The sequence below is a fragment of the Koromonas soli genome (assembly GCF_059726265.1).
The window spans coordinates 2694027-2716080 of the sequence record NZ_AP040872.1 but is presented as its reverse complement, the minus strand read 5'-3'; the positions used below and the strand labels follow the sequence as shown (position 1 = coordinate 2716080).

Genomic DNA, 22054 nt, shown 5'->3' with positions numbered 1-22054 from the left:
CCTACACCGGCTTGGAATGGCAGCGCTGGCAATCCGTCAGCGGGAACGCGACCGTCACATGACATGCTCCGCACGATTTCCCCTCGGAGATGTCCACCATCGTGTACTTCCTCGCGCCCTTCTTCACGCCCATGAATATTTCGGGATGGCACAACTCGCACCCATTCCACACTGTATGTTTCTTGTGCGAGAAGATGATGTTTGGCATGCCTTCCACCGTCGCTCCTAGCGCAAAATCCTTCTGCACCGTCAGCGACTTTCTCGGAATGGAAAATCCCTCCAGCACTGGCGACGGACGGATGAGCCCCATCTCTTCAGCTTTTTCCCAATCCAGCCCATTTCCAAAGCGCTCTTTCGGGAGCGGTGCGCTGAAGCGGAAGAAATCATAATCGCTCGCCACCCTCGTGCCCTGGGAGTGGCACCGTTCGCATCGCTTGCGATCGTCTGCCGACGTCACGCGCGAGCACGCTCGGAAAACGGTCTTGCCCTCGGCCACCATCTTGCCGTTGTGGCATGCGCCGCAGTAGTATCCGCGCGCGTTGTCCACCGAGTTCACTCCCGTTGCGCCCGCTTTCATGCCAAAGCCAATGTCCACATGGCATACCCTGCACGTGTATTTCGAGCGGTGTATCCAGTGTTCAAACACCACCGGCGCAATGTTCGATTTTTCGGAGTAGTTGTTCATCACCACTCGCCCATACTCGTAGGGCAGCGGCCTTGCTTTCTTGGTTCCGGTTTGAGAAAGGATGGGACAGCAGAAGAACAACAGTATGAAAACCAGCCAGATGAGCGTCTTCTTGTTCATCGAGGAGCCTCCTCCCGATAGAACTACGCTGGCTCTGATCTCCTGGCAGTTTCCCAGTGTCTCGATTCCGATGAGTGCGCTGCTGCCAGGAAGAACCCCAGCCACGCACACGACGAATGCGCTGAGCATTACCTGCTCATCTTGTTCGCCATGCAGTGACTCCGGTCACCTTTCCTCGTGATAAAGAAGTGGCCGGAGTCTTTCGTTCGCTAGAAGTGGTAGCGCGCCCCCAACTGTATTTCGCGCTCGCGATACACCGTGTTCGCCGCTGCCGTCGGCGTGCCGAAGCCCGAGTAGTACTCCAGCGTGTTGTTATAAACGCTGTAGTAGCTGTCGCTGCGGTCGGTCACAATCTGATGATTCAGTAGATTGAATGCCTCTGCCAGAAACTCCAGCCTCTGCCGTTCCCCCGTAATGAACGACCGTGACACCCGCAGATCCACGTTGTAAAGATTTCCATATCGGAACGTATTGCGCCCCAGAATCGGCAGCCGCGTATTTCCGCCCGTCCCCATAAAGCCCATACACCCCGCGCAGGTCGTAATCGGAGCATTCCCGCTCACGTAGTCGCTGAACGGTCTTCCCGTCGCAATGTGCGCAATCGGCGCGATGGTCCAGTTATCCAGCGCAGCGTGCAGCCAGCGGCGAGCCTCTGATGCCCGTGCCTCGGCGAACAATCTTGGCCGCCAATGCATGCTGCCCGTAAACCGGTGCCGCACGTCGTAGTTCGAAGTCCCATAATCCGGCCTCGCCACATAGTGCGGAGTGCTGTCGTACAGATACGCAAATGGAATCGGACTGAGGGTGTTGTTGTATGCCTTAAATGCGGTCGAGTTCTGGTTGAAGTCCAGCGCATGCGACCACGTATAGTTCAGCCGGAAGCTCATTCCCGAACTCATCGCCCGATTCAACTGCAGCACCAGCGCGTTGTAGGACGAGTTCACATTCGATCGAATTTCCGTGATCGTCTCGAAATTCGGATTCAGCCTTCCCGTGAACACCGGAACCGTCAGCGTGTGTCCGTTGTAGGGCCCCGCCGCGCCCGTGTAGTAGTCCGGAGCAAACGTGTACGTCACCTCTCTCCGGCTGTTTGGATGGAGGTTCGTATCGACAAAGTTCGGCAGTTCGCGCCCCAGGCTTAGCAAATACGAAGCTGAGACCACCGTCTTGCGCGCAATCTGTCTCTCGAGAATCAGGTCAGCCTGATGAATCTGCGGGTTCTGCATCCTGCGAGAGAACACCGCCACATCTCCGCCCTCGGTTGCCGTATACGGATCAGCCGAAAACACTGCCGGAAATATCGGCCCCACCAGCGAACAATAGCTCGTCACGTCATAGCAGAAGCTGTAGCTGCGTTGCGACCGCTGCGTCCCCGTATCCGTAATCGCCGAAGAGATCGTCGAGTTGCTGATGCGCCCGTAGTACACGCCATATCCGCCACGAAGCGCGGTCTTGCCATCGCCCATCACATCCCACGCAAATCCAAATCGCGGCCCGAAGTTGTTCCCATCCGACGGAAACGACTTGCTCGCCTCCAGCAGCGGGTTCGGAGCCTGCGGATCGGGCATCCCTTGATACTCATACCGCAGCCCAAAGTTCAGCATTAGCCTCCGCAGCACATGCCACTGGTCCTGCACGAAGAAAGCGCCATCGAACGTCCTGAACGCAAACGCCGGCTTCCCAAATCCCTGCGTATAGCTGCTGTACCCGCGATAGTTCGTTCCCGTGTTGTGCTGCCACTGGTACAGGTCGGCCATGAAATAGTTGCGATAGTCGTAGTTGTAACTGCCATTCGAGGCATACAGGTTGTTCATCTCATCCTGCACGCCGCTCGCGTCAAATCCGACTTTCAGCACGTGCCTGCCATGCATCCAAGTCAAGGTTTCCGCCAGTTGGTTGCGATACTCATCCGGCATCGCTCGTCGCGGCATCGACGTCGGAGTGCCAAACGTAAATCCCGTTGAGTCCGCCAGCACAGAAACCGAGGGCGCAAATCCACTTGGTCCCACCGGTTCCCCCGGCGCTGGCTTCTTCGGGTTCTGATATTCAAAATCGCGTCCCCACGAGAACCGCAGCTCGCTCGTCGCGTGAGTGCCCAGGATCGACGTGAGCCGCGCGTTCAGCATGTCGACCTTCACGCCATCATCACCGAGACTCGCCACTCCCAGTTTCACTACCGGTTGGCTCTGCACACCCGCCGGAGAGTTCCACCGTGCGCGATTGAAGCTCAGCGCCAGCGAGTGATGCGAGTTCAGGTGGTAGTCGATCTTGCCAAATAGAATCTGGTGGTCCGCCGTTCGCGGCACCGTCCCCAGCAGGCCCGCCAGGTAATTGATCCCGTCTTCAAACGCATTGATCGCCGCCGTGTCGGTGCTCCCCAGCGGCATCACTTTCTTCAGCAGTGTGTTGATCTCATCGCTGCTGCAAACGCGCACCCGCGCCTGATCTGTGCTGCTCAACTTTCCGTAGTGAGTTTTCGTCACACACGGAGCCGCAAACAAACTGTCCGGATGTGCCGCCGCAGCCACCGCCGGATAATCACGACGTTGCGCGTCTGCCGTGAAGAAGAAGAACATCTTGTCCTTCACTATCGGCCCGCCCACTGAAGCCCCGAACTGCTGTCTTCGATCCAAAGGCTTGATCTTCTTCGTCGTCCACTCGCCATTAGCATCCTTCACCGGCACCACGGTGAAGGCGTTCGTCGCTCCCAGTTCATTGTCGCGAATGTAGTAGAACGCCTGCCCATGCATATGATTTCCCCCGCTGCGCGTAACGGAGTTCACCACCGCTCCCGCCGCTTTCCCATACTCGGCAGAAAAGTTCGATGTGTTTACCTGAAACTCGCGCACCGATGCCGGACTAATCACATAGCTGATGCGCGTCCGCCCGCGTTCTTCGCTGAAGAATGCCTGGTTGTTGTCGCCGCCATCCACTGTGCTGTTATTCATCAGCCCGTTGATTCCCCGAAAGCTGATCAGCCCGAAGTTTCCATCCAGGTTCGCTCCCGGCGTCAGCAGCGCAAAGTTGGACCAGCGCCGTCCATTGATCGGCAGATTGTCAATATCGGCCTCGTTCACATTCGACGCAAAATCCGGTTGGACGGTGTTCACCGCTCGCGCCTCATCGCGAACCTCGACCGTTTCCTTTGCCGCCGCCACCGTAAATGGAATCTCCACCTGCGTGACTCGCCCGATTTCCACCACCACTCGTACGTTTTCGTATTCTGCGAAACCACCATGCTCGGCTTTCAGCGAATATTCACCGGGCTTCAGCTCTCCCACGCGAAACGCACCTTCTCCACCGGTCTGTGTCTGCCAGCTTTCTCCCGTGTCGAGATTTTGCAGCGTGATATGCGCGCCGGAAACTGGAGCGTGATGCGGATCGCGAGCTGAACCACTCACGGCACCCGACATTGAACTTTGAGCGTTAGCGAAACAGGAGAGAAAAAAGATGCAGCACAGGACAAACACACGAATGCCGGATCGAAGCACAACTGTCCTTCCACAGGCCTTGCCCACACAATGCATAACGCATCGGTCGCACGATGGCTATATTTGAAAATTTGCGCTGATTACAACACCTTTCCCCGCCCGAGTCACTACTCAAGTTATTGCCCAAAGCTATTGCCGCGCTCTGCAGCCGTAAATCGCGCGCAATCATTCTTTTCGTAGCGCCGCGCAAAGCCTCTGAATTCGCGCTTCGCAGCTCGTGATAGCCTTGTTGAGTGCTTCTCGCCATGCCTAGTTACTTTCGTTTGTGGCGAGATGGAGTTTCGAACTTCGTATGGGCCGCATTCACGTCCTTTCCGAACATGTCGCCAACAAAATCGCCGCTGGCGAAGTCGTCGAGCGTCCTGCATCGGTCGTCAAAGAACTGATCGAGAACTCACTCGATGCCGGTGCCACCCGCGTGCGTGTCGATATCGAGGCAGGCGGGCGCAAACTCATTCAGGTCACCGACAACGGATGCGGCATGATGCGCGACGACGCGCTGCTCGCCTTCGAGCGCCACGCCACCAGCAAGCTTAAGAATGACGACGACCTGCTCTCCATCTCCACTCTCGGATTCCGTGGCGAAGCCCTGCCCTCCATCGCATCCGTCAGCCGCCTCCGCCTCGAAACCCGTGATGCCACCGAGCCCAGCGGCTCCATCGTCGAAATTGCCGGAGGTCGCATCCTCACCGTCGAAGAAGCGGGCCTGCCCGCCGGAACATCCATCAGCATTCGCGACCTGTTTTTCAATACCCCGGCGCGCCGCAAATTTCTCAAAGCCGAGTCCACCGAGCTTTCGCACATCGCCTCTCTCGTTACTCACTACGCGCTGGCCCACCCCGAGATGCATTGGGAATTGCACACCACCACCAATGCCATCCTCGTCGCGCCTCCCGTGGCCACGCACTCCGAGCGCATCTACCAGGTCTTCGGCAAAGAGACGCTAGACGAACTCGTCCCCATCGCCGCGCAGATGCCACTCGAACGCGTCGGCCTCCCTGAGCCTCCGCCCTGGCGTCGCGAGCCTAATTACGAGCCGCCCGTCCCCGGAGACGTTCGCACTCACGGCTTCATCAGCAAGCCCGAGGTGCAGAAGCTCAATCGCAATTCGATCTTCATCTTCGTCAACGGACGCCTCATCCGCGACAAAGTTGTCATGCACGGCATACTCGAGGGCTATCGCAACATCATTCCGCCGACCGTCTATCCCGTCGTGCTGCTCTTTCTCGAAATGCCTTGCTCGGAAGTCGATGTCAACGTGCATCCCTCAAAGACCGAGGTTCGTTTCCGCCAGCAGACGTTCGTGCATGACTTCGTGCGAGAGGCTGTGCGCTCCGCGTTGATGGCCGCCCGTCCCGCTCCGGCCTTCGCCCCTGAAATCAGCGCCGCTCCCTCCGCACGCCCCGCACTCACGCCCGCCCTCCCCGGTGCCAATCCCGATGCCGCACCATCCGCAGCCGGAGATCCGCTGCAAGCTGCGCAGGCCGCCGCGCAGGAGGGAAGCTTCTCGCTCGTTGCCCAGCCCCTTCCTCCGCGCAACGAGCCCTTGCCATTCGCCGGTTCCATCGCCGTCGAGGGCAACGCGGCCATCGGAGCGGCCCACATGGCTCCGCAAGGCTTCGGCGGTCCTGTCGCCACTCAGGAATCCCAGGAGGTCGTCCCCGAAACCTCATCTTCCTGTGGACTCCCACTCGATGGCATTGACGATCCCATGGACCTCTCCATGCTCGGCACTCTCAAGCCCCTCGGCCAGATTCGCGATTCCTTCATCCTCGCCATAAATCCCCAAGGCCTCTGGATCATCGACCAGCACGTCGCTCACGAGCGCGTCTTGTTCGAGAAGATCCTTGCCGAGCGTGCCCGCCGTCAGGTTGAGGCGCAACGCCTGCTCATGCCCATCATTGTCGAGCTACGTCCCGCGCAGCAGGCCATCTTCGCCGAGATTGCCGAGGAGCTTCGCCGCAACGGTTTTGAGGCGGAGCCCTTCGGCATCCGCACCATCGCCATCCAGTCCGCTCCCGCCGGTATCACTGCCGACGAAGTTTCGAGCATGCTACAAGAGTTGTTGGAGCAGTTTGAGCGCGAGGAGCAGGCTTTGAATCTCGAAAAGATTCGCACCCGCATCGCCGCCTCCATTGCCTGTCACGCCGCCATCAAGGTCAACATGCCGCTCGACACCACCAAAATGGAATGGTTGCTGGGCGAATTAGCAAAAACCAACCACCCAATGAGTTGTCCTCACGGCAGACCCGTCGTGCTGCGGTATTCTGTTAAGGACATTCAGAAAGCCTTTAAGCGAATCTAAGCGACCTGCGCGCCCCATTTCGGAAAACCGCAGTCGCACCCCTCAGTAGGTAGGAATGATAGAGCAGGAATTGCGCGATTTACGCGACGCCAAGTGGCGCACGAATGGCCAACCGATCCGTACGCAAGACGATGCGCGCGAATTTATTGAAAGTGTCGGCTTTTGCCTGATGTACCCGCTGCGTCCGCCCGTGCTGGTGCCCACATTTATCGGTGCCTGGGCGGGCACCAACGAAAATCTGCCGACATGGCAGCACGCCTTTGCCGATCCCCGCGCCAAGGATGCCACCGAAGTCATGGTGCGCACCCTGCGCCAGAAATATGCCTTTGAAGCGCCGCTCTTCGGAGACACCGATTTCCTTGTCTCCGCCTCGGTCTTCCCGTACTTCTACGCCCTCGTAGGCGACCGCAACCCGCGCGCCCCCATCAAGACCGGCACGCGTTCGGAATATTCGCCCCTTGCGGCGCACGTCTTTCAAGTGATTCAGAAGGAAGGCCCCATCACCAAGAACCGCATGCGCGAGATCCTTGGTGGCGAGCTTTCCGAGGCCGCCGTCGATCGCGCCCTCACCGAGCTTTCCATGAAGCTCCGCATCACCCGCGTCGACTACCGAGCCGAGCAGGGAGCCTACTGGGACGTCCTCCTGCGCTGGTCTCCCGAAGAAGTTCGCGAGGGCATGAATATGTCCATCGCCGAGGCCCTGACAGCCCTCATTTCCAAATACATCGAGTGCGTCGTCGCCGCCGAACAGTCCGAAGTGGAGGACTTCTTCAGCACATTTATCGGCCGTGGCCGTGTCCGCGAAGCCGTCAATGCCCTGCTTGCCGCACGCGAATTCCAGTTCACCCACGTCGGCAGCCGCTCCATGCTGCACATTCCGCCGCCCAAGCCGACCATGGCTTCGCCGCGCCGCCTTGTGCGCCCCGGACAGCCCATCGCCCGTCGTCCCGTTCGCGGCAGTGTGCCGCGTCCAGCTCCGGCCGCCAAGCCAGCTCCCAAGCCGGAACCCAAGACCACCGAAATCCCCAATCCACCGGATTCGAAAGAAGAATGAACGAAGACACTCCCAAGCTAGTCATCGCCATCGACGGCCCAGCCGGAGCAGGCAAAAGCACCATCGCCTCCCGGCTCGCCAAGTCGCTCGGCTACATTAATCTCGAGTCGGGCGCCATGTACCGCGCCCTGGCCCTCAAGTCCATCGAAGAAGGCGTTTCTGTCGGCGACGGAGCCACCCTGCTCGCCCTGGCCCATCGCTCCACGATCGAGCTCCAGCCCACGCCCGAGGGCAACCGCGTCCTGCTCGACAGCCGCGACGTCTCCACCCGCATCCGCGAACGCGATGTCACCGATGCCGCCTCCCGCCTCTCCACCCACCCTCCTGTGCGTGAGTGGATGGTCGCCCGCCAGCGCGAAATGGGTGCCAACGGCGGAGTCATCATGGAAGGCCGCGATATCGGAACCGTTGTTTTTCCCAACGCCGATGTAAAGATTTACCTCGAAGCCGATCCCAGCATCCGCGAAGGCCGCCGCGTCTCCCAGGCCAACGCCCAGGACGACCCCGCCCGGGCCGAAAAGCTGAAGCAGGACCTGCGCGAGCGTGACCGCCGCGATTCCACCCGCGCCACCGCCCCGCTCAAGCCCGCTCCCGACGCCGTCATCATCGACTCCAGCTCCCTCACCATCGAGCAGGTCATCTCCCGCGCCGAGCAGATCGTCGCTGACAAACTCAAGCAGCACACCTCATAACGGATAGCCGACACATTTCAGGGTGGCCCGGAGTTGGCGTTTCCAACTCTGGGGCTGCATCCCTCAAGCAGGAATCTCACTCCTCACGCCTACCCCACCTGTGGATAACTTTCTCTCGCCCGTTGCAAACCGCAACACTGTAGAAGAATCCATCACCTTCGCGAGCTACCCTCGTAACCCACTGATTCCAAGAGCCAAGTTCCGCCTCCGAAACCCTTCATACCTCTGTTCGCTGTTGCGATTCGCAACAAACCCATCCATCCCAACCGCCCCATCGAATTCGCCAAAACCTTCCTAACTTCAATCATCTCCGCAACTTACGTCAGACGTTCTCACATTGGCCACTCGACTGCATTTACTAGTGCCGTACGCGGACGAGATGCAGAAGAGTTGGGAGCCGCGAAAATTCAAACGAGAGCCCACAAGGGCGGAGGGATAATAAAATGACAGTCATTCTGGTTCTGGCACTCTTCGTAATCTTCCTGGTCATCGAGCGCGTCATCGGTAAGCCCGCACCTGAATACACCCTGCAAACCGCGCCTCACGCCGAAGCCGGTGATCGCAAGCCGCAGCCCATCGTCGCCGGATTCCAGGTTCCCGAGCACCTCCGCTTCCATCAGGGTCATGCCTGGGCGCTTGGCGAGAGCCCGAATTTGGTTCGCGCCGGCATCGACGACTTCGCCGCCAAGCTCATCGGAGAAGCCGAGAGCGTCAATCTTCCCCAGCGCGGCCAGTGGATCCGTCAGGGACAGAAGGTGTGGAGCTTCCGCGTCAACGGCGAGCTGGTCGAGATGGTTTCCCCCATCGAAGGCACCGTCAGCGACGTCAATGATGAAGTGGTCCGCAACCCCGAGAAACTGACCGCCGATCCGTACGGCAACAGCTGGCTCATGACCGTGCAGGCTCCCGACGCGAAGACCAACTTCCGCAACCTGCTCTCCGGCAACATGGCACGCAACCTCATGGACGACAGCGCCCGCAAGCTGGCCAAGTACATCCCCGCCACCGGCAACCTGGCCCTGGCGCAGGACGGCGGCACCGCCCACACCGGATTGGCCAAGGAGCTGCCGGCCGACAAGTACGCCGAGATCACCAAAGAGTTCTTCCTGGCCTGACCAGAAAGACGGCTGTGAGACCCTCGGGACTCACCAGCAACTCGCCCCGGAGGACAGCATCCTCCGGGGATTTTTGTTGCCCTGTACGGAACTCGCGACGACAGTGGAAAACTCGGGTAAACCTTTGAAATTCACAATCTTAGTTTCGTGATAGTAGTCACTTGTCATGGTGATTTGAATCACGGCTGAAGGGCTAAGAAACGACCAGACTATACGGTCCCGCAGGGTGCTTTGAAGGCGCTAAAAACGAGGACTGTCAGACCGGAAGTAGTGTGAGAGCGGAGGCATTTATGACGATGTTAGCTCATAAGCTCATGCGTCTTATCGAGACGCATGCAGAGGGCCTCGTAAGAAAGCTCGAAGCTAAGATCTCCAGCTCTGAGCGTTGTGCCGGATACAAGTGTGTATCGCCTGTTGAGTTCGAAATGCTGGTCGGCGGTGTTTACTCGCACCTGAGTGAATGGCTCTCCACCAGGACCGAAACGGACGTGGAGCGTCGTTACACGATGATTGGAATGCGGCGCGCCGAACAGGGAATCCCGGTCAGCCAGTTGTTGTGGTGCATGGTACTCGTAAAGGAGAACCTTTGGGAGTACATCCGTGAGAACGAGCAATTGGATTCCACAGCTCAAATCTTCGGCGAGCTCGAACTGATCCAGATGGTCGAGCAGTTCTTTGATCGTGCCATGTATTACGCCGTACGGGGGCACGAGCGAATTACCATCGGCAAGGCGGGAATGGAAAGTAAGGCCGGCACATAGCCGGCCATCATTTTGTAAGGGGACTTTTTTCGTGAGGATGTTTTCAGGCAAGTCTTGGCAAGCCGAATACGACAAGAAACGAATGACGGCCGACGAAGCCGTGCGCGCCATCAAGAGCGATATGCGCGTTTATGTACATGCCAACTCGGCACTTCCGGAGGTACTTCTAGGTGCCCTCTCCCGTCGTGCGAGTCATGTTCGCAACGTGGAGATGATCCATCTTCTTGGCTTCGGCAATCCTTTTTACAATCAGCCCGAGTTTGCCGAGAGCTTCCGGCATAACGCTCTTTTCATCGGCGCCAATATGCGCGGCACCGTGCAGGATGGCCGCGCCGACTACATTCCTATCCATCTCAGCGAAGTCGAAGATCTCTTCACCCGGCGCGGTATCGAACTCGACGTAGCTCTTCTGCATGTCTCTCCGCCCGATCGTCACGGCTATTGCAGCCTTGGCGTAGCGGTTGAGACCACGCTCACCGCGTCGCGCTGTGCACGAATTCGCATTGCCCAGATCAATGACCGCATGCCGCGCACGTTCGGCAACACCTTCATGCACGTCAGCGAATTCGATTCCATCGTCGAAGTCTCGCACGAATTGCCTGAGATCATTCCCGAGCCTTCCACCGAAGAGCAGCAGCACATCGCCCGCAACGTGGCGAGCCTCATCGACGATGGCGCCTGCATACAGGTCGGAATCGGTGGCATACCCAACGCCATCCTCCCCTACCTTCACGATCGGCGCAATCTCGGCGTGCATACCGAAACGCTCACTGAGAGCGCCATTCCGCTCATCGACAGCGGTGTCATCACCGGCACCCGCAAGCAGATCAATCCCAACAAGATCACCCTCGGGTTCGCCCTCGGCACTCAAGAGTGGTACGAGTACGTGGACGACAATCCCATCTTCGACTTCCAGCCCAGCAGTTATTGCAACGATCCGTTCATCATTTCGCAAAATGACAACGTGATCGCCATCAACTCGGCCATTGAAGTCGATATCACGGGCCAGGTCGTTTCCGACTCCGTAGGCGAGCGTTTCGTCAGCGGATTCGGCGGCCAGCTGGATTTCATGCGCGGTGCCGCGCGCAGCCGCGGAGGCAAGCCGATCATTGCTATTGCCTCGACGGCAAAAAACGGCACAGTCTCGCGTATCGTGCCACGCATTCAGGATGGAGCTGGAGTCGTGACCACGCGAGCCGATGTGCATTATGTCGTGACTGAATACGGCATAGCTGACCTGCATGGCAAGAACGTGCGTCAGCGTGCTGAAGCGCTCATCGAGATTGCTCATCCCAAGTTTCGTGCCCAGCTCAGCGATGAGTTGCGCGAGCGGGGATGGGGACTCCGGGCGCTTGCCCAAACGGCGAGGTGAACGATGTCCGATCAACCGAAAGGCAAAGTCGAGATCAACCAGGAGGAGTGCAAAGGCTGTGGTGTATGCGTAGAAGCCTGTCCTCCTAAAGGCCTTGAGTTAAGCAACCAGTTGAACCATTACGGGGTGCATCCGGCACAGGTGAAGGCCGAGGTCTGCACGGGCTGTGGCATCTGCTATTACGTTTGCCCCGAGCCCGGAGCCATCACTGTTTACAAGCTGGCGATGCAAAAGAGCGAGGTACGCCATGCGGCAACTGTGTAAGGGAAACGTGGCAGTAGTGAAGGCAGCAATCATGGCGGGCTGCCGGTCTTATTACGGCTACCCCATCACACCGGCTAGCGAAATCGCAGAATACGCAGCACTTTTAATCCCGCAGGCCGGCGGCATTTTTCTTCAGGCTGAAAGCGAAGTCTCAGCCATCAACATGGTTTACGGCGCAGCCGCCGCAGGCCAGCGCGTCATGACCGCCTCCAGCGGTCCCGGCGTCAGTCTCATGCAGGAAGGCATCAGCTACCTTGCCGGAGCCGAACTCCCCTGCGTCATCGTCGATGTCATGCGTGCCGGGCCTGGCCTTGGCAGCATCGCGCCCGAGCAGAGCGACTACTTTGCCATGACCAAGGGCGGCGGCCACGGATGCTATCGCAACATCGTGCTCGCCCCATCCAGCGTGCAGGAAATGGCTTCGCTCACCATGCTTGCCTTTGACTTGGCTGACAAGTATCGCAATCCCGCCGTCGTGCTCGCCGACGGCTGCATCGGCCAGATGATGGAGCCCCTCGATCTCGAACTCACCGAGGTTGTGCCTCCCGAGAAACCCTGGGCGGTGAAGGGAACTGCCGAAACCCGCAGTGGCCTTGTCTCCTCCATCCACCTCACGCCCGATCAGATGGAGGCTCACATCCGCCATCTCGAGGACAAGTACAAGCAATGCGAGCGCGACGAGTGCCGCTGGGAAACCTACCGCGCCGAGGATGCCGATGTTCTGCTCGTCGGCTACGGAATCGTCTCCCGCGTGCTGCGTTCCACCGTCGATCTTGCGCGCCAGCAGGGAATCAAGGCCGGGGCCTTCCGTCCGATCACGCTGTGGCCGTTCCCGTCACAGGCGCTGCTCGATGCCGCGCAGCCTGCCAGCAAAGTCATGGTTGTCGAGCTCTCCACCGGCCAAATGGTCGAGGACGTCAAGCTCGCGCTCCACGGAAGCAAACCAGTAGAGTTCCTCAGTCGCGTGGGTGGACACATTCCGTCAGCCGAAGAGTGCCTGACCGAGTTGTACACACACACGGAAGTGTTGGTATAGGGGGCCGCGATGAGTGAATACAAAGTTTCGCAGTCCAAGTCGCCGGTGTTCTTCCAGCAATATGACCGCAAGGAAGAAAACCAGCACCAGACGCACTACTGCCCTGGCTGCGGCCACGGCGTAGCCCACAAGCTGATTGCCGAAGCCATCAATGAGCTCGGCATGCAGGACCGCACCATCGTGGTCAGCCCGGTCGGCTGCTCGGTCTTTGCCTACTATTACTTCGACACCGGCAATGTCCAGGCCGCCCACGGACGCGCTCCCGCCGTAGCAACGGCCGTCAAGCGTTCCAATCCCGAGTCCATGGTCATCAGCTATCAGGGAGACGGCGATCTCGCCGCCATCGGAACGGCAGAAATCGTTCATGCCGCCAATCGTGGCGAGAACATCACCGTCATCTTCATGAATAACTCGATCTATGGCATGACCGGCGGCCAGATGGCTCCCACCACGCTCATCGGTCAAACCAGCACGACGACTCCCTGGGGACGTCGCCCTAACAATGATGGCTTCCCCATCAAGATGTCCGAGATGCTCTCCACGCTCGAAGCTCCTGTTTACATCGAGCGCACGGCCATCACCGATGCGAAGCACGTAATGCAAACGCGCCGCGCCATCAAGAAAGCGCTCGAGCTTCAGAAGCAGGGTGCAGGATTCAGCATGGTCGAGATCCTCTCACCATGCCCCACCATCCTCAAGATGGAGCCCACCACCGCGCGTCACTGGGTGGCCGACACGCTTATCAAGCAGTTCCCGCTCGGCGTCTTCCGCGACCGCAAGCCGGAGTTCGTCTCCGTCACCGTGCCGCAGAAGCCCCTTGCCGAACTGCTCGGCACAAAGGGCAGCCCAGCAACCGAAGCCGAACGCAAAACCCGCCGCCAGCACACCCGTCCCACGACCGTAAAGGTCGCCGGATTCGGCGGACAGGGCGTTCTGCTCCTTGGCCAGTTGATTGCCGAAATGGGTATGCGCGAGCAGATGGAAGTCAGTTGGCTCCCGAGCTACGGCCCCGAGATGCGCTCCGGAAGCGCCCACTGCCACGTCGCGCTCTCGCATCAGCGCATAGGCACTCCGGTCATTACGCATCCCGAGGTGCTCATCGCCATGAACGAGCCTTCGCTGCGCAAGTTCGGCCCTTCGGTCAAGCCCGGCGGAGTCCTGCTCTATAACGGCAAGTGTCTCCCTGACGACCTCAGATTCGAAGGCGTGAACGTCACCTGCGTCCCCGCCAACGAAATGGCTGATAAGATCGGCTCGCCCAAGGTCGCCAACATGATCATGCTCGGAGCCTTCCTCGAGGCCAGCGACTGCCTGCCGTTTACCGCGGCGCAGCAGGTCCTGAGCCAGCTTGTGAAGAATCCGAAACTGACCGAAATGAACGAAGCCGCCCTCGAAGCCGGACGCGACTACCTCGACACCGAAGTCCTCGTCGGTGCCGTCGCCGGCCCTGACGGCTGCGGAGAATAATCGGCGGGCATAGATACCTGTCGAAAATACAACAGGTGCCCCACCCTCGAACGCTCGCGCGCTTAGGGTGGGGCAGTTTGCTTTTGCAGTCGCTCTCTCGCTTGGTGTTGTTTTTAGTTGTTTAGCTTTGGTGTGGTTTTGTTTTGCTGTTGTTTTGCTTCGCTGTTGTTTATAGAGGTGTCATCCTGAGCGGAGCGAAGGATCCCAGCACTGTTCGCACCACCAATGCCGTTCCAGGTCACCTACACCCCACTGCAGCAGTTGACTTCGCTGTTGCCGTTGCTCCTGCTCTTGCTAAAGGTGTCATCCTGAGCGCAGCGAAGGACCTCGGGGTTGCCTCTGGTGAGCGCCGCAGGTTTCCGTCCAGCGTTAACCCGGGAACCCGTCCACCACCGCTGCCACCCCATGCACCACCGACGCAATCCTCACCGCCGCCAGAATCAGTTCCTCGGAAACCCCCTTTTCCAGCAGCACCTTCTCATGCGAACTCACGCACTTCCCGCATCCATTGATCGCCGACACCACCAGCGACCATAGCTCAAAATCCGCATGATCCGCGCCATGCGTTCGCATGATGTTCATCCGCAGCCGCGCCGGCATCGTCGCGTACTTCTCGTTCTCGCTCAGGTGCTGGAAGCGATAGTAGATGTTGTTCATGCCCATGATGGCCGCCGCTCCCTTGGCCGCGTTGATCGTCGCTTCCGGCACGTGCTGCGCCGCCTCTGCTTCCACCGCCGCCAGCAACCGCGGACACCGCGCCCCAAACGCCGCAGCCACAAACGATCCCCACTTCTGGTTCTCGTTCAGTTCCGAGCCATTCACCAGCGAAGACCAGTTCAGCCGCAGATCCTTCGCATAATCCGGCAGGCTTTCCAACAACGTATCGATCATTTCAGCTTCTTGCGTAATCAAGCTCTCTCTCCATCGTTCGTAAAAGTACATGGGCGCGACCGCAGCCGCGCCCACCGCAATTGCACAGCAAAACTAAACGTGCAGAACTTCCTCGCCCTTTTGCCAGCCGCATGGACACAGCTCATCGGTCTGCAGCGCATCCAGTACGCGCAACACTTCCTTTGGCTCGCGTCCCACCGACAGATCGGTCACATACGCGAAGCGGATGATTCCGTTCGGATCGACGATATAAGTCGCGCGCTGCGCCACACCCGCTTCCGGGTCCAGAATTCCAAGCTGCGACACCAAGTCGCGCTTCAGGTCCGACAGCATTGGATACGGCAGGTTTTTCAGGTCCTCGTGATTCTTTCTCCATGCCAAGTGTACGTATTCCGAGTCGATCGAGCCGCCCAGCAACTGCGCATCGCGATCCTTGAATTCCTTGTCGTGCTTGCCAAAACCCGCGATCTCCGTCGGACATACAAAGGTGAAGTCCTTCGGCCAGAAAACGTAAACCTTCCACATCCCCAGATAGCTTTCATCTGTGATCGTGGCAAATTCCTTGCCTTTTTCCGTGCTGACAACTGCCGTAAGCGAATAATTCGGGAACTTTTCTCCAACACCCAGCATGAACAGGGATCTCCTTTGTCTTTTAAGTAATGTGTGTTTAGTCGGCTTAAGTTCAGGCTTGCGAAGGGGGTGCTTTACTTTCCACGCAGCGCCTGCAGTAGCCGCGGATTTCCATCGAGACCTGCTCGACGGCGAAACCCGGTGGGACGGAATTCATCAGCGGACCATCATCAAATTCGGTATGAGCCAGGTCCGTGATCGTGTGACACTCTAAGCAGATGAAGTGATGATGCCGTTCTGCATTCGGTTCAATTCGTAGCGAGCCATGGTGCGGACTCACCTGGTTGATAATCCCCGCCTCCAGGAACGTGTGCAGCGTCTTGTAAACCGTAGCCAGCGAAATGGAGGGAAGCTCAACTCGAACACGTTCGAAAATCTGCTCCGGACTCGGGTGGTCCGTCATCTGCATCAATGCCCGGTGCATCACCAGACGCTGATGCGTCACCGCCAACTGCTTCTCGCGGCAGATTTGTTGAAAGTTGAGTTCCGGGGAGTTGCCCATGTCCAGAATCATAGCAGAAGGAGAATAGTTCTCCAGTAACAATCGTTATCGAATTTTGAAATCACCACGAGAAAGGTCCTTTATGGCACCGAAGAAACAAGTTTTCAGCAAAGTAAAGGCAGTAAAAGATGCCGCACGCGAAACCGTCGGCACGCCCAAATCCACGCGTGCCATCCCCGACGCGAAAACTAAACAGGAGTCTCGCGCCACCAAGCACAAGAAGCCGCTACAGGATTTGTTGGATCAGTCTGAAAAGGATTAGCGGTTCGGAGCGACTTCCGCCGCAATCGCCGAGCGCCCGCTGAAGAAGTCGTGGCCCACGCGCAGTCCGTGGAACCACGTATCCGGAGCGCTCACCGCCAGCGTCAGCCCAAGCACCGCATGGATCACGGCCACCACATACAGATTGCGCTTGCGCAGGTAGATAAACGTGAACGCCATGCCGGCGAAGAACGTCACCAGCGTCAGGTTCACATTCGGCAGGTGCGCCACCGAAAACACCAGCCCCGAGAGCAGCAGCGACGCCACCCGCGATACCAGCGCCCGCAGCATCCGCACGCAGAAGCATTGCAGCATGAACTCCTGTATGAACGCCCAGCACGTGTAGGCCGCCACCGCATACCAGGGATGCTCCAGCCCCCACAACTTGTGCAGCGATCCCGAGAAAAACGCCGTCGTCAGTATTAGGAAAGCCAACGCGAACGTCGCACCCAGCAGCCACCACTCGCGCACCAATCCCCGCCAGTCCAGCCCGAGCGAACGGCTATTGCTCGCCGCCTTCCACAACTGCCATGTGATGTATGTGAGTGCGCCTGCACCAAACAGAAGTCCAAAGCGGAAAGGAACCCAGAGTGCGATCTCCATCAGCGCAATCGGAAACAGCAGCCGGAGCACAACGTTTACGCGATCTCCCGACGCCAGTCTTGCTGCTTTCCGCGCAGCCCCCCGCACCCCAATACTCATTCGAGGATGGATGCCGCCTATTTGTTAAAAGATGTAGAACGCTTCCGCGCCAGCTCATTGGTGCCCCACATCAGCACTCCGCGCCAGCTCATTGGTGGCTCACATCCGCCCTTTTTTGGCGAATGTGGGAGAGCACCTACATTTCTACGAGCGCCACACGCGAGTAGAGGATGGAGTAGTTCTCAGCACACTACCTCTGCAACCCCTCCAACTCCTTCGCCACATCCGCCGCCTTCCACTGGTTCCCCGTGTAGAAGTCTGCAATCTTCCCATCCGGATCCACCAATGCTGTGCGCAGATCGTGAATGATCTGCCCCTTCTGATTCTCATACGACAGCCCAAAATACTGCGCAGCCTTACGAATGTCCTCCGGCTTACCGGTCGCGAATGTCCAGTGCTTCAGCTCCGGATCGACATTCCCGGCATACGTCTCGCCGTACTGCTCCAGCACCTTGGGATTATCAAATTCCGGATCGATGCTGATCGAGAGCATCTGCAGCTTTTGAAACGCCGCCGGATTCTTCTTCAGCGTCTCCGCCACCTCGGCGAAGTTGTTGCTCATCCGTATGCAGTAATCCGGCAGCGGACACCGTGAGTAGATAAACGTCACCAGCAGCGGCTGTCCCTTGAACTGCGCGATGTGAATCTTCCGCCCCTGCTGATTTATGAACGCGAGGTCCGGCACCTGCTCGCCCTTTTGCGGCAAATGCATCGGCGACGTGCTCGATACATCGGCGCTCGCCCGCCCCTGCGTAATCGAGATGTTCTCCAGATAGCTGTCATCCCCCACGACCAGCGTTGCCGACACCGTATCTCCCGGATGCGCCACGTTGAACACCCACGCATCTTTCACCTTGAAGCCCATCGTCATGGCCTTCATGTATCCGACCACTTCATGATGGTCGAGCGTAATCGTATGCTGTTTCGCATCCACGGCCACCACGCGCCCCTCGATCGGGAAGCGCCGCTCATCGCCTGCTTGTTTGTGACTTTTGCATCCGCCAAGACACAGCAGCAGAACACAGACAATCATTCGTACGCGCAACACTCGACCCTCCAGGACGATCTAGCTGCCTTCCTAGTGCTTCATCACGCAAGCAGGAGCTCGCGTCAGTCCCGGCCTTTTCGCCAGGTACAGCATTGCTGCAAAGTCATACCCATACTGATCCGGCCACAGCGCAATTCCGCGTTGAGGAAACAGCGTCAACTCAATCGGCCCCCGCGCATCCAGAAACAGCGCATCCCCAGCGCACTTCGCACGCGAGTAGTGCGCCGTCATTGCCTCTTTCCCCAGCTCTTTATAGATCTGCGTCCGTGGAATCGAAATCGGAAACGACTCTTGAATCTCCGTCACCACACCCGCGCGGTCCACCTTCATCGAGAGGTCACCTTTGTGGTCCCCGCGCCCGCGAAACACCAGCTCCTCGCCCTTTGCATCGCGGTTCGCAGCATCCGGCGTGCCCAGCACTCGCACGGCATCCTCGCGCTTTGCCTTTCCCACACTCAGCCCGCGAAACGTCGCCGCCGTCCACTGCGGTGTTGCCGCAAAAAGCGAAGCCGCCAGCACAACCATGCTGGCAGCCACTCGCAACATCAGGTGCCCCACCTCTGCCCGTCTTTGGCAGAGGTGGGTGTTTTGCATCGCTCGATTGCCTCTAAGCTTTTTCATGACTCCAGTGTGGTGAACGCAATCCGCTCTCGCTGGCCTTTCCGCTCCGCCATGCCCACGCCATCCGCGGAGTGTTGTGTGCAATCCCGATCCGCCCCTTGCGGTCCAGCAGAATGATGCCTCCGTGCCCATTCAGCCGCCGCTGCAAATACCCGATTGCATCCGGTGCCACCTTGGCAGGCTCGCACTCTGCTGTCACCCGGTCTGTCGCCCACTTGGCGAAAACCAGCTTCATCATCGGCTCGCCCCATCCTGTCGTCGAGGCCGCCGCCGTCTCATTGTCCGCATAGCATCCACAACCAATGAGTGAGGAGTCACCCACCCGCCCCGGAGCCTTGTTCAGCGTGCCGCCCGTCGAGGTCGCCGCGGCAATATTCCCCTTGGCATCGAGCGCCACCGCGCCCACCGTGTCGTGCGAACCCATATCCCCCGCGAACTCCGCCGGAACGCTCAAATAGCGTTGCTCTGCTGCATTCTTCCAGCGCTCCACCTCTCGCGGCAGCACCAGTTCCTCGTTCTCGATCAGCCCTATGCCGTTCTCGCTCGCAAACCGCTCCGCGCCCTCGCCCACAAAATAGATGTGCGGACTCTTCTCCAGCACCACCCGCGCCGCGCGCACCGGATTGCGCAACCGTTCCACGCACCCTACGCCCCCGGCCTTCAGCGTCGCTCCATCCATGATCAGCGCGTCCAACTGCACCCGCCCATCGCGATTCAGGAAAGCTCCCCGTCCCGCGTCGAATGTCTCATTGTCCTCCAGCACTGCCACGGCTTCCTCCACCGCATCCAGCGACGAAGCTCCGCGCTCCAATGCTTTCCACCCTGCCGCTGCGGCCCTTTCCACGCCCTCCTGATGTGCACTGCACGCCTCGTCTGGAATGGCCCATGCGCCACCGTGTACAAGAATGATGGGAGAAGACAACAAGACTCACCTCAACTCGAACTTAGAACGCTACAGAATACCACCCGGCTCAACTCCGGTTCCTTTGCCGTTGCTCTTTCGTTCTGCATTTGCATCTGCTTTTGAATTCGGTGTCATCCTGAGCGCAGCGAAGGGAGACCCCAGCACAGCTCGAATAGCAACAGCTGCCCAAAAGGCCCCTCGGCCACCCACTCCATTCACTCCACCTCGCGAAACCTCCCCTAAAAGTAAAAGCGCCCCTTCCGAGGCGCTCACCACGATCTAAATTGAACTGATGTTACAACACCGATGCCGTTTCCTTCGCAGCCGCCTGCTTCGGCGTGCTCTGCTGATACGTGTACCGGATTCGATGAATGACTGTAATGGTCGAGAGCACCGCCAGCACCCACAGCACTGGAGCCATATGATTCGTCAGAGCCCCAATGATCACGAGCACGATTCGCTCCGGCCGTTCCATGAACCCGACCTTGCAGCTCGGAATCAGCGACTCGGCTCTTGCCCTCGTGTAACTCACCATCACCGAGGTCGTCATCACAAAGGCGACCAGCACCACATAGAAGAAGCGGTTCGCGCGGGCGTAATACACGAGCAGACCAAAAAAGATCGCCACATCCGAGTAGCGATCGATCACCGAGTCAAAGAATGCACCAAAGACGGTCACCTGGTTGGTAGCGCGTGCCACGCGCCCATCCACCATGTCAAAGATTCCCGCTCCGATGATCACCAGTCCTGCATATACGAAACGCCGTGGCTGGTTATTGTCCGAGCTGGCAAATCCGAAGAACAGCGCCGCGACCACATTGATGACCAGTCCTACAAAGGTCAACATGTTGGGAGATATGCGGGTGAGCGCGAGCCCATCCACAATCTTGTACAGCAATACCCCGCAGTACTTTCCGACGGCGCTGGTCCAGGTCATGCTTGTGTTCCTGATCCGTTATCGGCATCGTGCATCGTGGTCAGCTTCAGAATCTCCAATTCACGTGTTCCGCCCGGGGTAACGACCGTCGTCACGTCGCCTTCCTTCTTGCCCATCAGCGCGCGACCGATCGGCGACGTCGTCGAAACCCTGCCTTTGGTGACGTCGCTTTCCTCGCTCGTCACCAGCTTGTAGACGATTTCCTCGTCCTTGGTGGAGTCAAACACCACCAGCGTAGATCCCAGTGCGGCCCGATCCCGGGGAATGTTCGACAGGTTCATGAGTGAGAGTTCAGCCATCCGCTTCTTCATCATTCCCAAGCGGGCGCGAACGAACTCCTGCCGCTGCTTTGCCATGTGGTACTCGGCGTTTTCAGAGAGGTCGCCCAAGGCGACGGCTCTCTTCAATTCAGCTGGAAGTTCATGATTCAACTCATGTTCCAGTACGTCAATTTCTTCCTGGAGCTTTTTCTTTACGTTTTCAGACATTTCCCATCAAAACCTTTTGGATCCGGCTCACTACCCTTTGTAGGGGAGTACAAGGGCTAATTATACCCCGCCTCCTCCGGCAGGGAACAGGGGCTGACGAGCTTCATTGACCCTCCTTTGAGACTCAACGTATAATCACCAAGGTAACCTGCCCGGATTCTCCGGGTTCTTGAATGAGCACAACACAATTTACTGTCGGCGAGAAGGTAGTCTACCCGAACCACGGGGTAGGTGTAATTGAGCAGATATCCAGCCGCACGATCGGTAACTCGGTCGAGCGCTTTTACCTGCTTCGCATTCGCTCCAGTAGTCTTAAGGTAATGGTTCCGTTCCAAAACGCCGAGGCTGTGGGTTTGCGCAGGGTCGTCAAGAATGCGGAAGCCCAGAAGATCCTCGAGTTTCTGGCTGACGGGAAATGCGAAAGCAGCTCGGATTGGAAGAACCGCTTCAAGGAAAACTCAGACAAGATGCGGACCGGCTCTCTGCTCGAAGTAGCAATGGTTTTAAAGGGATTGCTGGTTCTTGCAGCTCAGAAGCCGCTCAGCTTCAGGGAAAAGAAGATGCTCGAACGCGCCCGTTTCCTGCTCATTAGTGAGATGGCGATGGCGCGTGGCCTTGAGGAAGAGGAAGTCGAAGAGGAACTCCGAAAAGCCTTGTGCAAGTGCAAGTTGCGCTGGCCGGAGGCCGCTACGATAGAAGTCTAGCGCG

The 22054-nt window shown here is 58.5% G+C and carries 22 protein-coding genes; 11 read left to right on the top strand and 11 right to left on the bottom strand.

Features of this window, described 5'->3' with window-relative positions; all coding sequences use genetic code 11:
- Position 1 precedes the first annotated feature (1 nt).
- On the bottom strand, positions 2-934 hold the full coding sequence (locus AC6IY8_RS11930; protein WP_497774707.1) for a c(7)-type cytochrome triheme domain-containing protein: 933 nt from the start codon (positions 932-934) through the stop codon (positions 2-4).
- 80 nt (positions 935-1014) lie between these two features.
- Positions 1015-4206, bottom strand: coding sequence for a TonB-dependent receptor (locus tag AC6IY8_RS11925; RefSeq protein ID WP_497774706.1), 3192 nt, complete (start codon positions 4204-4206; stop codon positions 1015-1017).
- A gap of 382 nt (positions 4207-4588) precedes the next feature.
- On the opposite strand from AC6IY8_RS11925, the gene mutL reads away from it, so the two are divergent.
- From mutL to AC6IY8_RS11880, 9 genes are all read left to right on the top strand, one after another.
- On the top strand, positions 4589-6601 hold the full coding sequence (gene mutL, locus AC6IY8_RS11920) for a DNA mismatch repair endonuclease MutL (RefSeq protein ID WP_497774705.1): 2013 nt from the start codon (positions 4589-4591) through the stop codon (positions 6599-6601).
- 55 nt (positions 6602-6656) lie between these two features.
- A complete protein-coding gene (locus tag AC6IY8_RS11915) occupies positions 6657-7655 on the top strand; it encodes an AlkZ-related protein (RefSeq protein WP_497774703.1) in 999 nt (332 codons plus the stop codon).
- A complete protein-coding gene (cmk, locus tag AC6IY8_RS11910) occupies positions 7652-8347 on the top strand; it encodes a (d)CMP kinase (RefSeq protein WP_497774702.1) in 696 nt (231 codons plus the stop codon). Before AC6IY8_RS11915 ends, cmk begins: the two co-directional genes overlap by 4 nt.
- Positions 8348-8790: 443 nt before the next feature.
- The gene (locus tag AC6IY8_RS11905; protein WP_497774701.1) at positions 8791-9462 is read left to right on the top strand and encodes a glycine cleavage system protein H; all 672 of its coding nucleotides are present in this window, start codon (positions 8791-8793) and stop codon (positions 9460-9462) included.
- 290 nt (positions 9463-9752) lie between these two features.
- Complete coding sequence (locus AC6IY8_RS11900; protein WP_497774700.1) at positions 9753-10223, top strand: RsbRD N-terminal domain-containing protein; 471 nt, start codon at positions 9753-9755, stop codon at positions 10221-10223.
- A gap of 37 nt (positions 10224-10260) precedes the next feature.
- Complete coding sequence (locus AC6IY8_RS11895) at positions 10261-11595, top strand: acetyl-CoA hydrolase/transferase family protein (RefSeq protein ID WP_497778627.1); 1335 nt, start codon at positions 10261-10263, stop codon at positions 11593-11595.
- 3 nt (positions 11596-11598) lie between these two features.
- On the top strand, positions 11599-11859 hold the full coding sequence (locus AC6IY8_RS11890; protein WP_497774698.1) for a 4Fe-4S dicluster domain-containing protein: 261 nt from the start codon (positions 11599-11601) through the stop codon (positions 11857-11859).
- Positions 11843-12895, top strand: coding sequence for a 3-methyl-2-oxobutanoate dehydrogenase subunit VorB (locus AC6IY8_RS11885; protein ID WP_497774697.1), 1053 nt, complete (start codon positions 11843-11845; stop codon positions 12893-12895). The genes AC6IY8_RS11890 and AC6IY8_RS11885 overlap by 17 nt, the downstream gene beginning before the upstream one ends.
- Before the next feature lie 9 nt (positions 12896-12904).
- Positions 12905-14362 carry a 2-oxoacid:acceptor oxidoreductase family protein gene (locus AC6IY8_RS11880; protein WP_497774696.1) on the top strand — a complete coding sequence of 486 codons (1458 nt, stop codon included), beginning with the start codon at positions 12905-12907 and terminating at the stop codon, positions 14360-14362.
- 369 nt (positions 14363-14731) lie between these two features.
- Here the strand turns inward: AC6IY8_RS11880 and ahpD are convergent, their stop codons facing one another.
- From ahpD to AC6IY8_RS11865, 3 genes are all read right to left on the bottom strand, one after another.
- Positions 14732-15274: an alkylhydroperoxidase, AhpD family gene (gene ahpD / locus AC6IY8_RS11875; RefSeq protein WP_497774695.1), complete on the bottom strand. Its 543-nt coding sequence runs from the start codon at positions 15272-15274 to the stop codon at positions 14732-14734.
- Positions 15275-15346: 72 nt separating this feature from the next.
- The gene (locus AC6IY8_RS11870; RefSeq protein ID WP_497774694.1) at positions 15347-15883 is read right to left on the bottom strand and encodes a peroxiredoxin; all 537 of its coding nucleotides are present in this window, start codon (positions 15881-15883) and stop codon (positions 15347-15349) included.
- Between the two features lie 52 nt (positions 15884-15935).
- Entirely contained in the window at positions 15936-16427 is a 492-nt protein-coding gene (locus tag AC6IY8_RS11865; RefSeq protein WP_497774693.1) for a Fur family transcriptional regulator, read from the bottom strand.
- Positions 16428-16467: 40 nt separating this feature from the next.
- Between AC6IY8_RS11865 and AC6IY8_RS11860 the strand changes: the two genes are divergently transcribed.
- Positions 16468-16647: a hypothetical protein gene (locus tag AC6IY8_RS11860; protein ID WP_497774692.1), complete on the top strand. Its 180-nt coding sequence runs from the start codon at positions 16468-16470 to the stop codon at positions 16645-16647.
- On the opposite strand, the gene AC6IY8_RS11855 is transcribed toward AC6IY8_RS11860, so the two are convergent.
- The 6 genes from AC6IY8_RS11855 to AC6IY8_RS11830 all read right to left on the bottom strand — a co-directional run bounded on the left by AC6IY8_RS11855 (position 16644) and on the right by AC6IY8_RS11830 (position 21346).
- Positions 16644-17348, bottom strand: coding sequence for a CPBP family intramembrane glutamic endopeptidase (locus AC6IY8_RS11855; protein WP_497774691.1), 705 nt, complete (start codon positions 17346-17348; stop codon positions 16644-16646). The genes AC6IY8_RS11860 and AC6IY8_RS11855 overlap by 4 nt on opposite strands.
- Before the next feature lie 190 nt (positions 17349-17538).
- Positions 17539-18396 (bottom strand): SCO family protein, encoded by an 858-nt coding sequence (locus AC6IY8_RS11850; protein WP_497774690.1) that lies wholly within the window; start codon positions 18394-18396, stop codon positions 17539-17541.
- A 30-nt stretch (positions 18397-18426) separates the two neighbouring features.
- Entirely contained in the window at positions 18427-19017 is a 591-nt protein-coding gene (locus AC6IY8_RS11845; protein ID WP_497774689.1) for a hypothetical protein, read from the bottom strand.
- The gene (locus AC6IY8_RS11840; RefSeq protein ID WP_497774688.1) at positions 19004-19942 is read right to left on the bottom strand and encodes an isoaspartyl peptidase/L-asparaginase; all 939 of its coding nucleotides are present in this window, start codon (positions 19940-19942) and stop codon (positions 19004-19006) included. The genes AC6IY8_RS11845 and AC6IY8_RS11840 overlap by 14 nt, the downstream gene beginning before the upstream one ends.
- A 274-nt stretch (positions 19943-20216) precedes the next feature.
- On the bottom strand, positions 20217-20858 hold the full coding sequence (locus tag AC6IY8_RS11835) for a CDP-alcohol phosphatidyltransferase family protein (RefSeq protein ID WP_497774687.1): 642 nt from the start codon (positions 20856-20858) through the stop codon (positions 20217-20219).
- Positions 20855-21346 carry a GreA/GreB family elongation factor gene (locus AC6IY8_RS11830; RefSeq protein WP_497774686.1) on the bottom strand — a complete coding sequence of 164 codons (492 nt, stop codon included), beginning with the start codon at positions 21344-21346 and terminating at the stop codon, positions 20855-20857. Before AC6IY8_RS11830 ends, AC6IY8_RS11835 begins: the two co-directional genes overlap by 4 nt.
- A gap of 173 nt (positions 21347-21519) precedes the next feature.
- On the opposite strand from AC6IY8_RS11830, the gene AC6IY8_RS11825 reads away from it, so the two are divergent.
- Positions 21520-22050, top strand: coding sequence for a CarD family transcriptional regulator (locus AC6IY8_RS11825; protein WP_497774685.1), 531 nt, complete (start codon positions 21520-21522; stop codon positions 22048-22050).
- Positions 22051-22054 lie beyond the last annotated feature (4 nt).

Bases quoted from the DNA above. Each gene is read 5' to 3' on its own strand.
- AC6IY8_RS11930 (WP_497774707.1), bottom strand. From the start codon at position 934: ATGCTCAGCGCATTCGTCGTGTGCGTGGCTGGGGTTCTTCCTGGCAGC.
- mutL (WP_497774705.1), top strand. From the start codon at position 4,589: ATGGGCCGCATTCACGTCCTTTCCGAACATGTCGCCAACAAAATCGCC.
- AC6IY8_RS11915 (WP_497774703.1), top strand. From the start codon at position 6,657: ATGATAGAGCAGGAATTGCGCGATTTACGCGACGCCAAGTGGCGCACG.
- cmk (WP_497774702.1), top strand. From the start codon at position 7,652: ATGAACGAAGACACTCCCAAGCTAGTCATCGCCATCGACGGCCCAGCC.
- AC6IY8_RS11905 (WP_497774701.1), top strand. From the start codon at position 8,791: ATGACAGTCATTCTGGTTCTGGCACTCTTCGTAATCTTCCTGGTCATC.
- AC6IY8_RS11900 (WP_497774700.1), top strand. From the start codon at position 9,753: ATGACGATGTTAGCTCATAAGCTCATGCGTCTTATCGAGACGCATGCA.
- AC6IY8_RS11895 (WP_497778627.1), top strand. From the start codon at position 10,261: ATGTTTTCAGGCAAGTCTTGGCAAGCCGAATACGACAAGAAACGAATG.
- AC6IY8_RS11890 (WP_497774698.1), top strand. From the start codon at position 11,599: ATGTCCGATCAACCGAAAGGCAAAGTCGAGATCAACCAGGAGGAGTGC.
- AC6IY8_RS11885 (WP_497774697.1), top strand. From the start codon at position 11,843: ATGCGGCAACTGTGTAAGGGAAACGTGGCAGTAGTGAAGGCAGCAATC.
- AC6IY8_RS11880 (WP_497774696.1), top strand. From the start codon at position 12,905: ATGAGTGAATACAAAGTTTCGCAGTCCAAGTCGCCGGTGTTCTTCCAG.
- AC6IY8_RS11870 (WP_497774694.1), bottom strand. From the start codon at position 15,883: ATGCTGGGTGTTGGAGAAAAGTTCCCGAATTATTCGCTTACGGCAGTT.
- AC6IY8_RS11860 (WP_497774692.1), top strand. From the start codon at position 16,468: ATGGCACCGAAGAAACAAGTTTTCAGCAAAGTAAAGGCAGTAAAAGAT.
- AC6IY8_RS11855 (WP_497774691.1), bottom strand. From the start codon at position 17,348: ATGAGTATTGGGGTGCGGGGGGCTGCGCGGAAAGCAGCAAGACTGGCG.
- AC6IY8_RS11845 (WP_497774689.1), bottom strand. From the start codon at position 19,017: ATGAAAAAGCTTAGAGGCAATCGAGCGATGCAAAACACCCACCTCTGC.
- AC6IY8_RS11835 (WP_497774687.1), bottom strand. From the start codon at position 20,858: ATGACCTGGACCAGCGCCGTCGGAAAGTACTGCGGGGTATTGCTGTAC.
- AC6IY8_RS11830 (WP_497774686.1), bottom strand. From the start codon at position 21,346: ATGTCTGAAAACGTAAAGAAAAAGCTCCAGGAAGAAATTGACGTACTG.
- AC6IY8_RS11825 (WP_497774685.1), top strand. From the start codon at position 21,520: ATGAGCACAACACAATTTACTGTCGGCGAGAAGGTAGTCTACCCGAAC.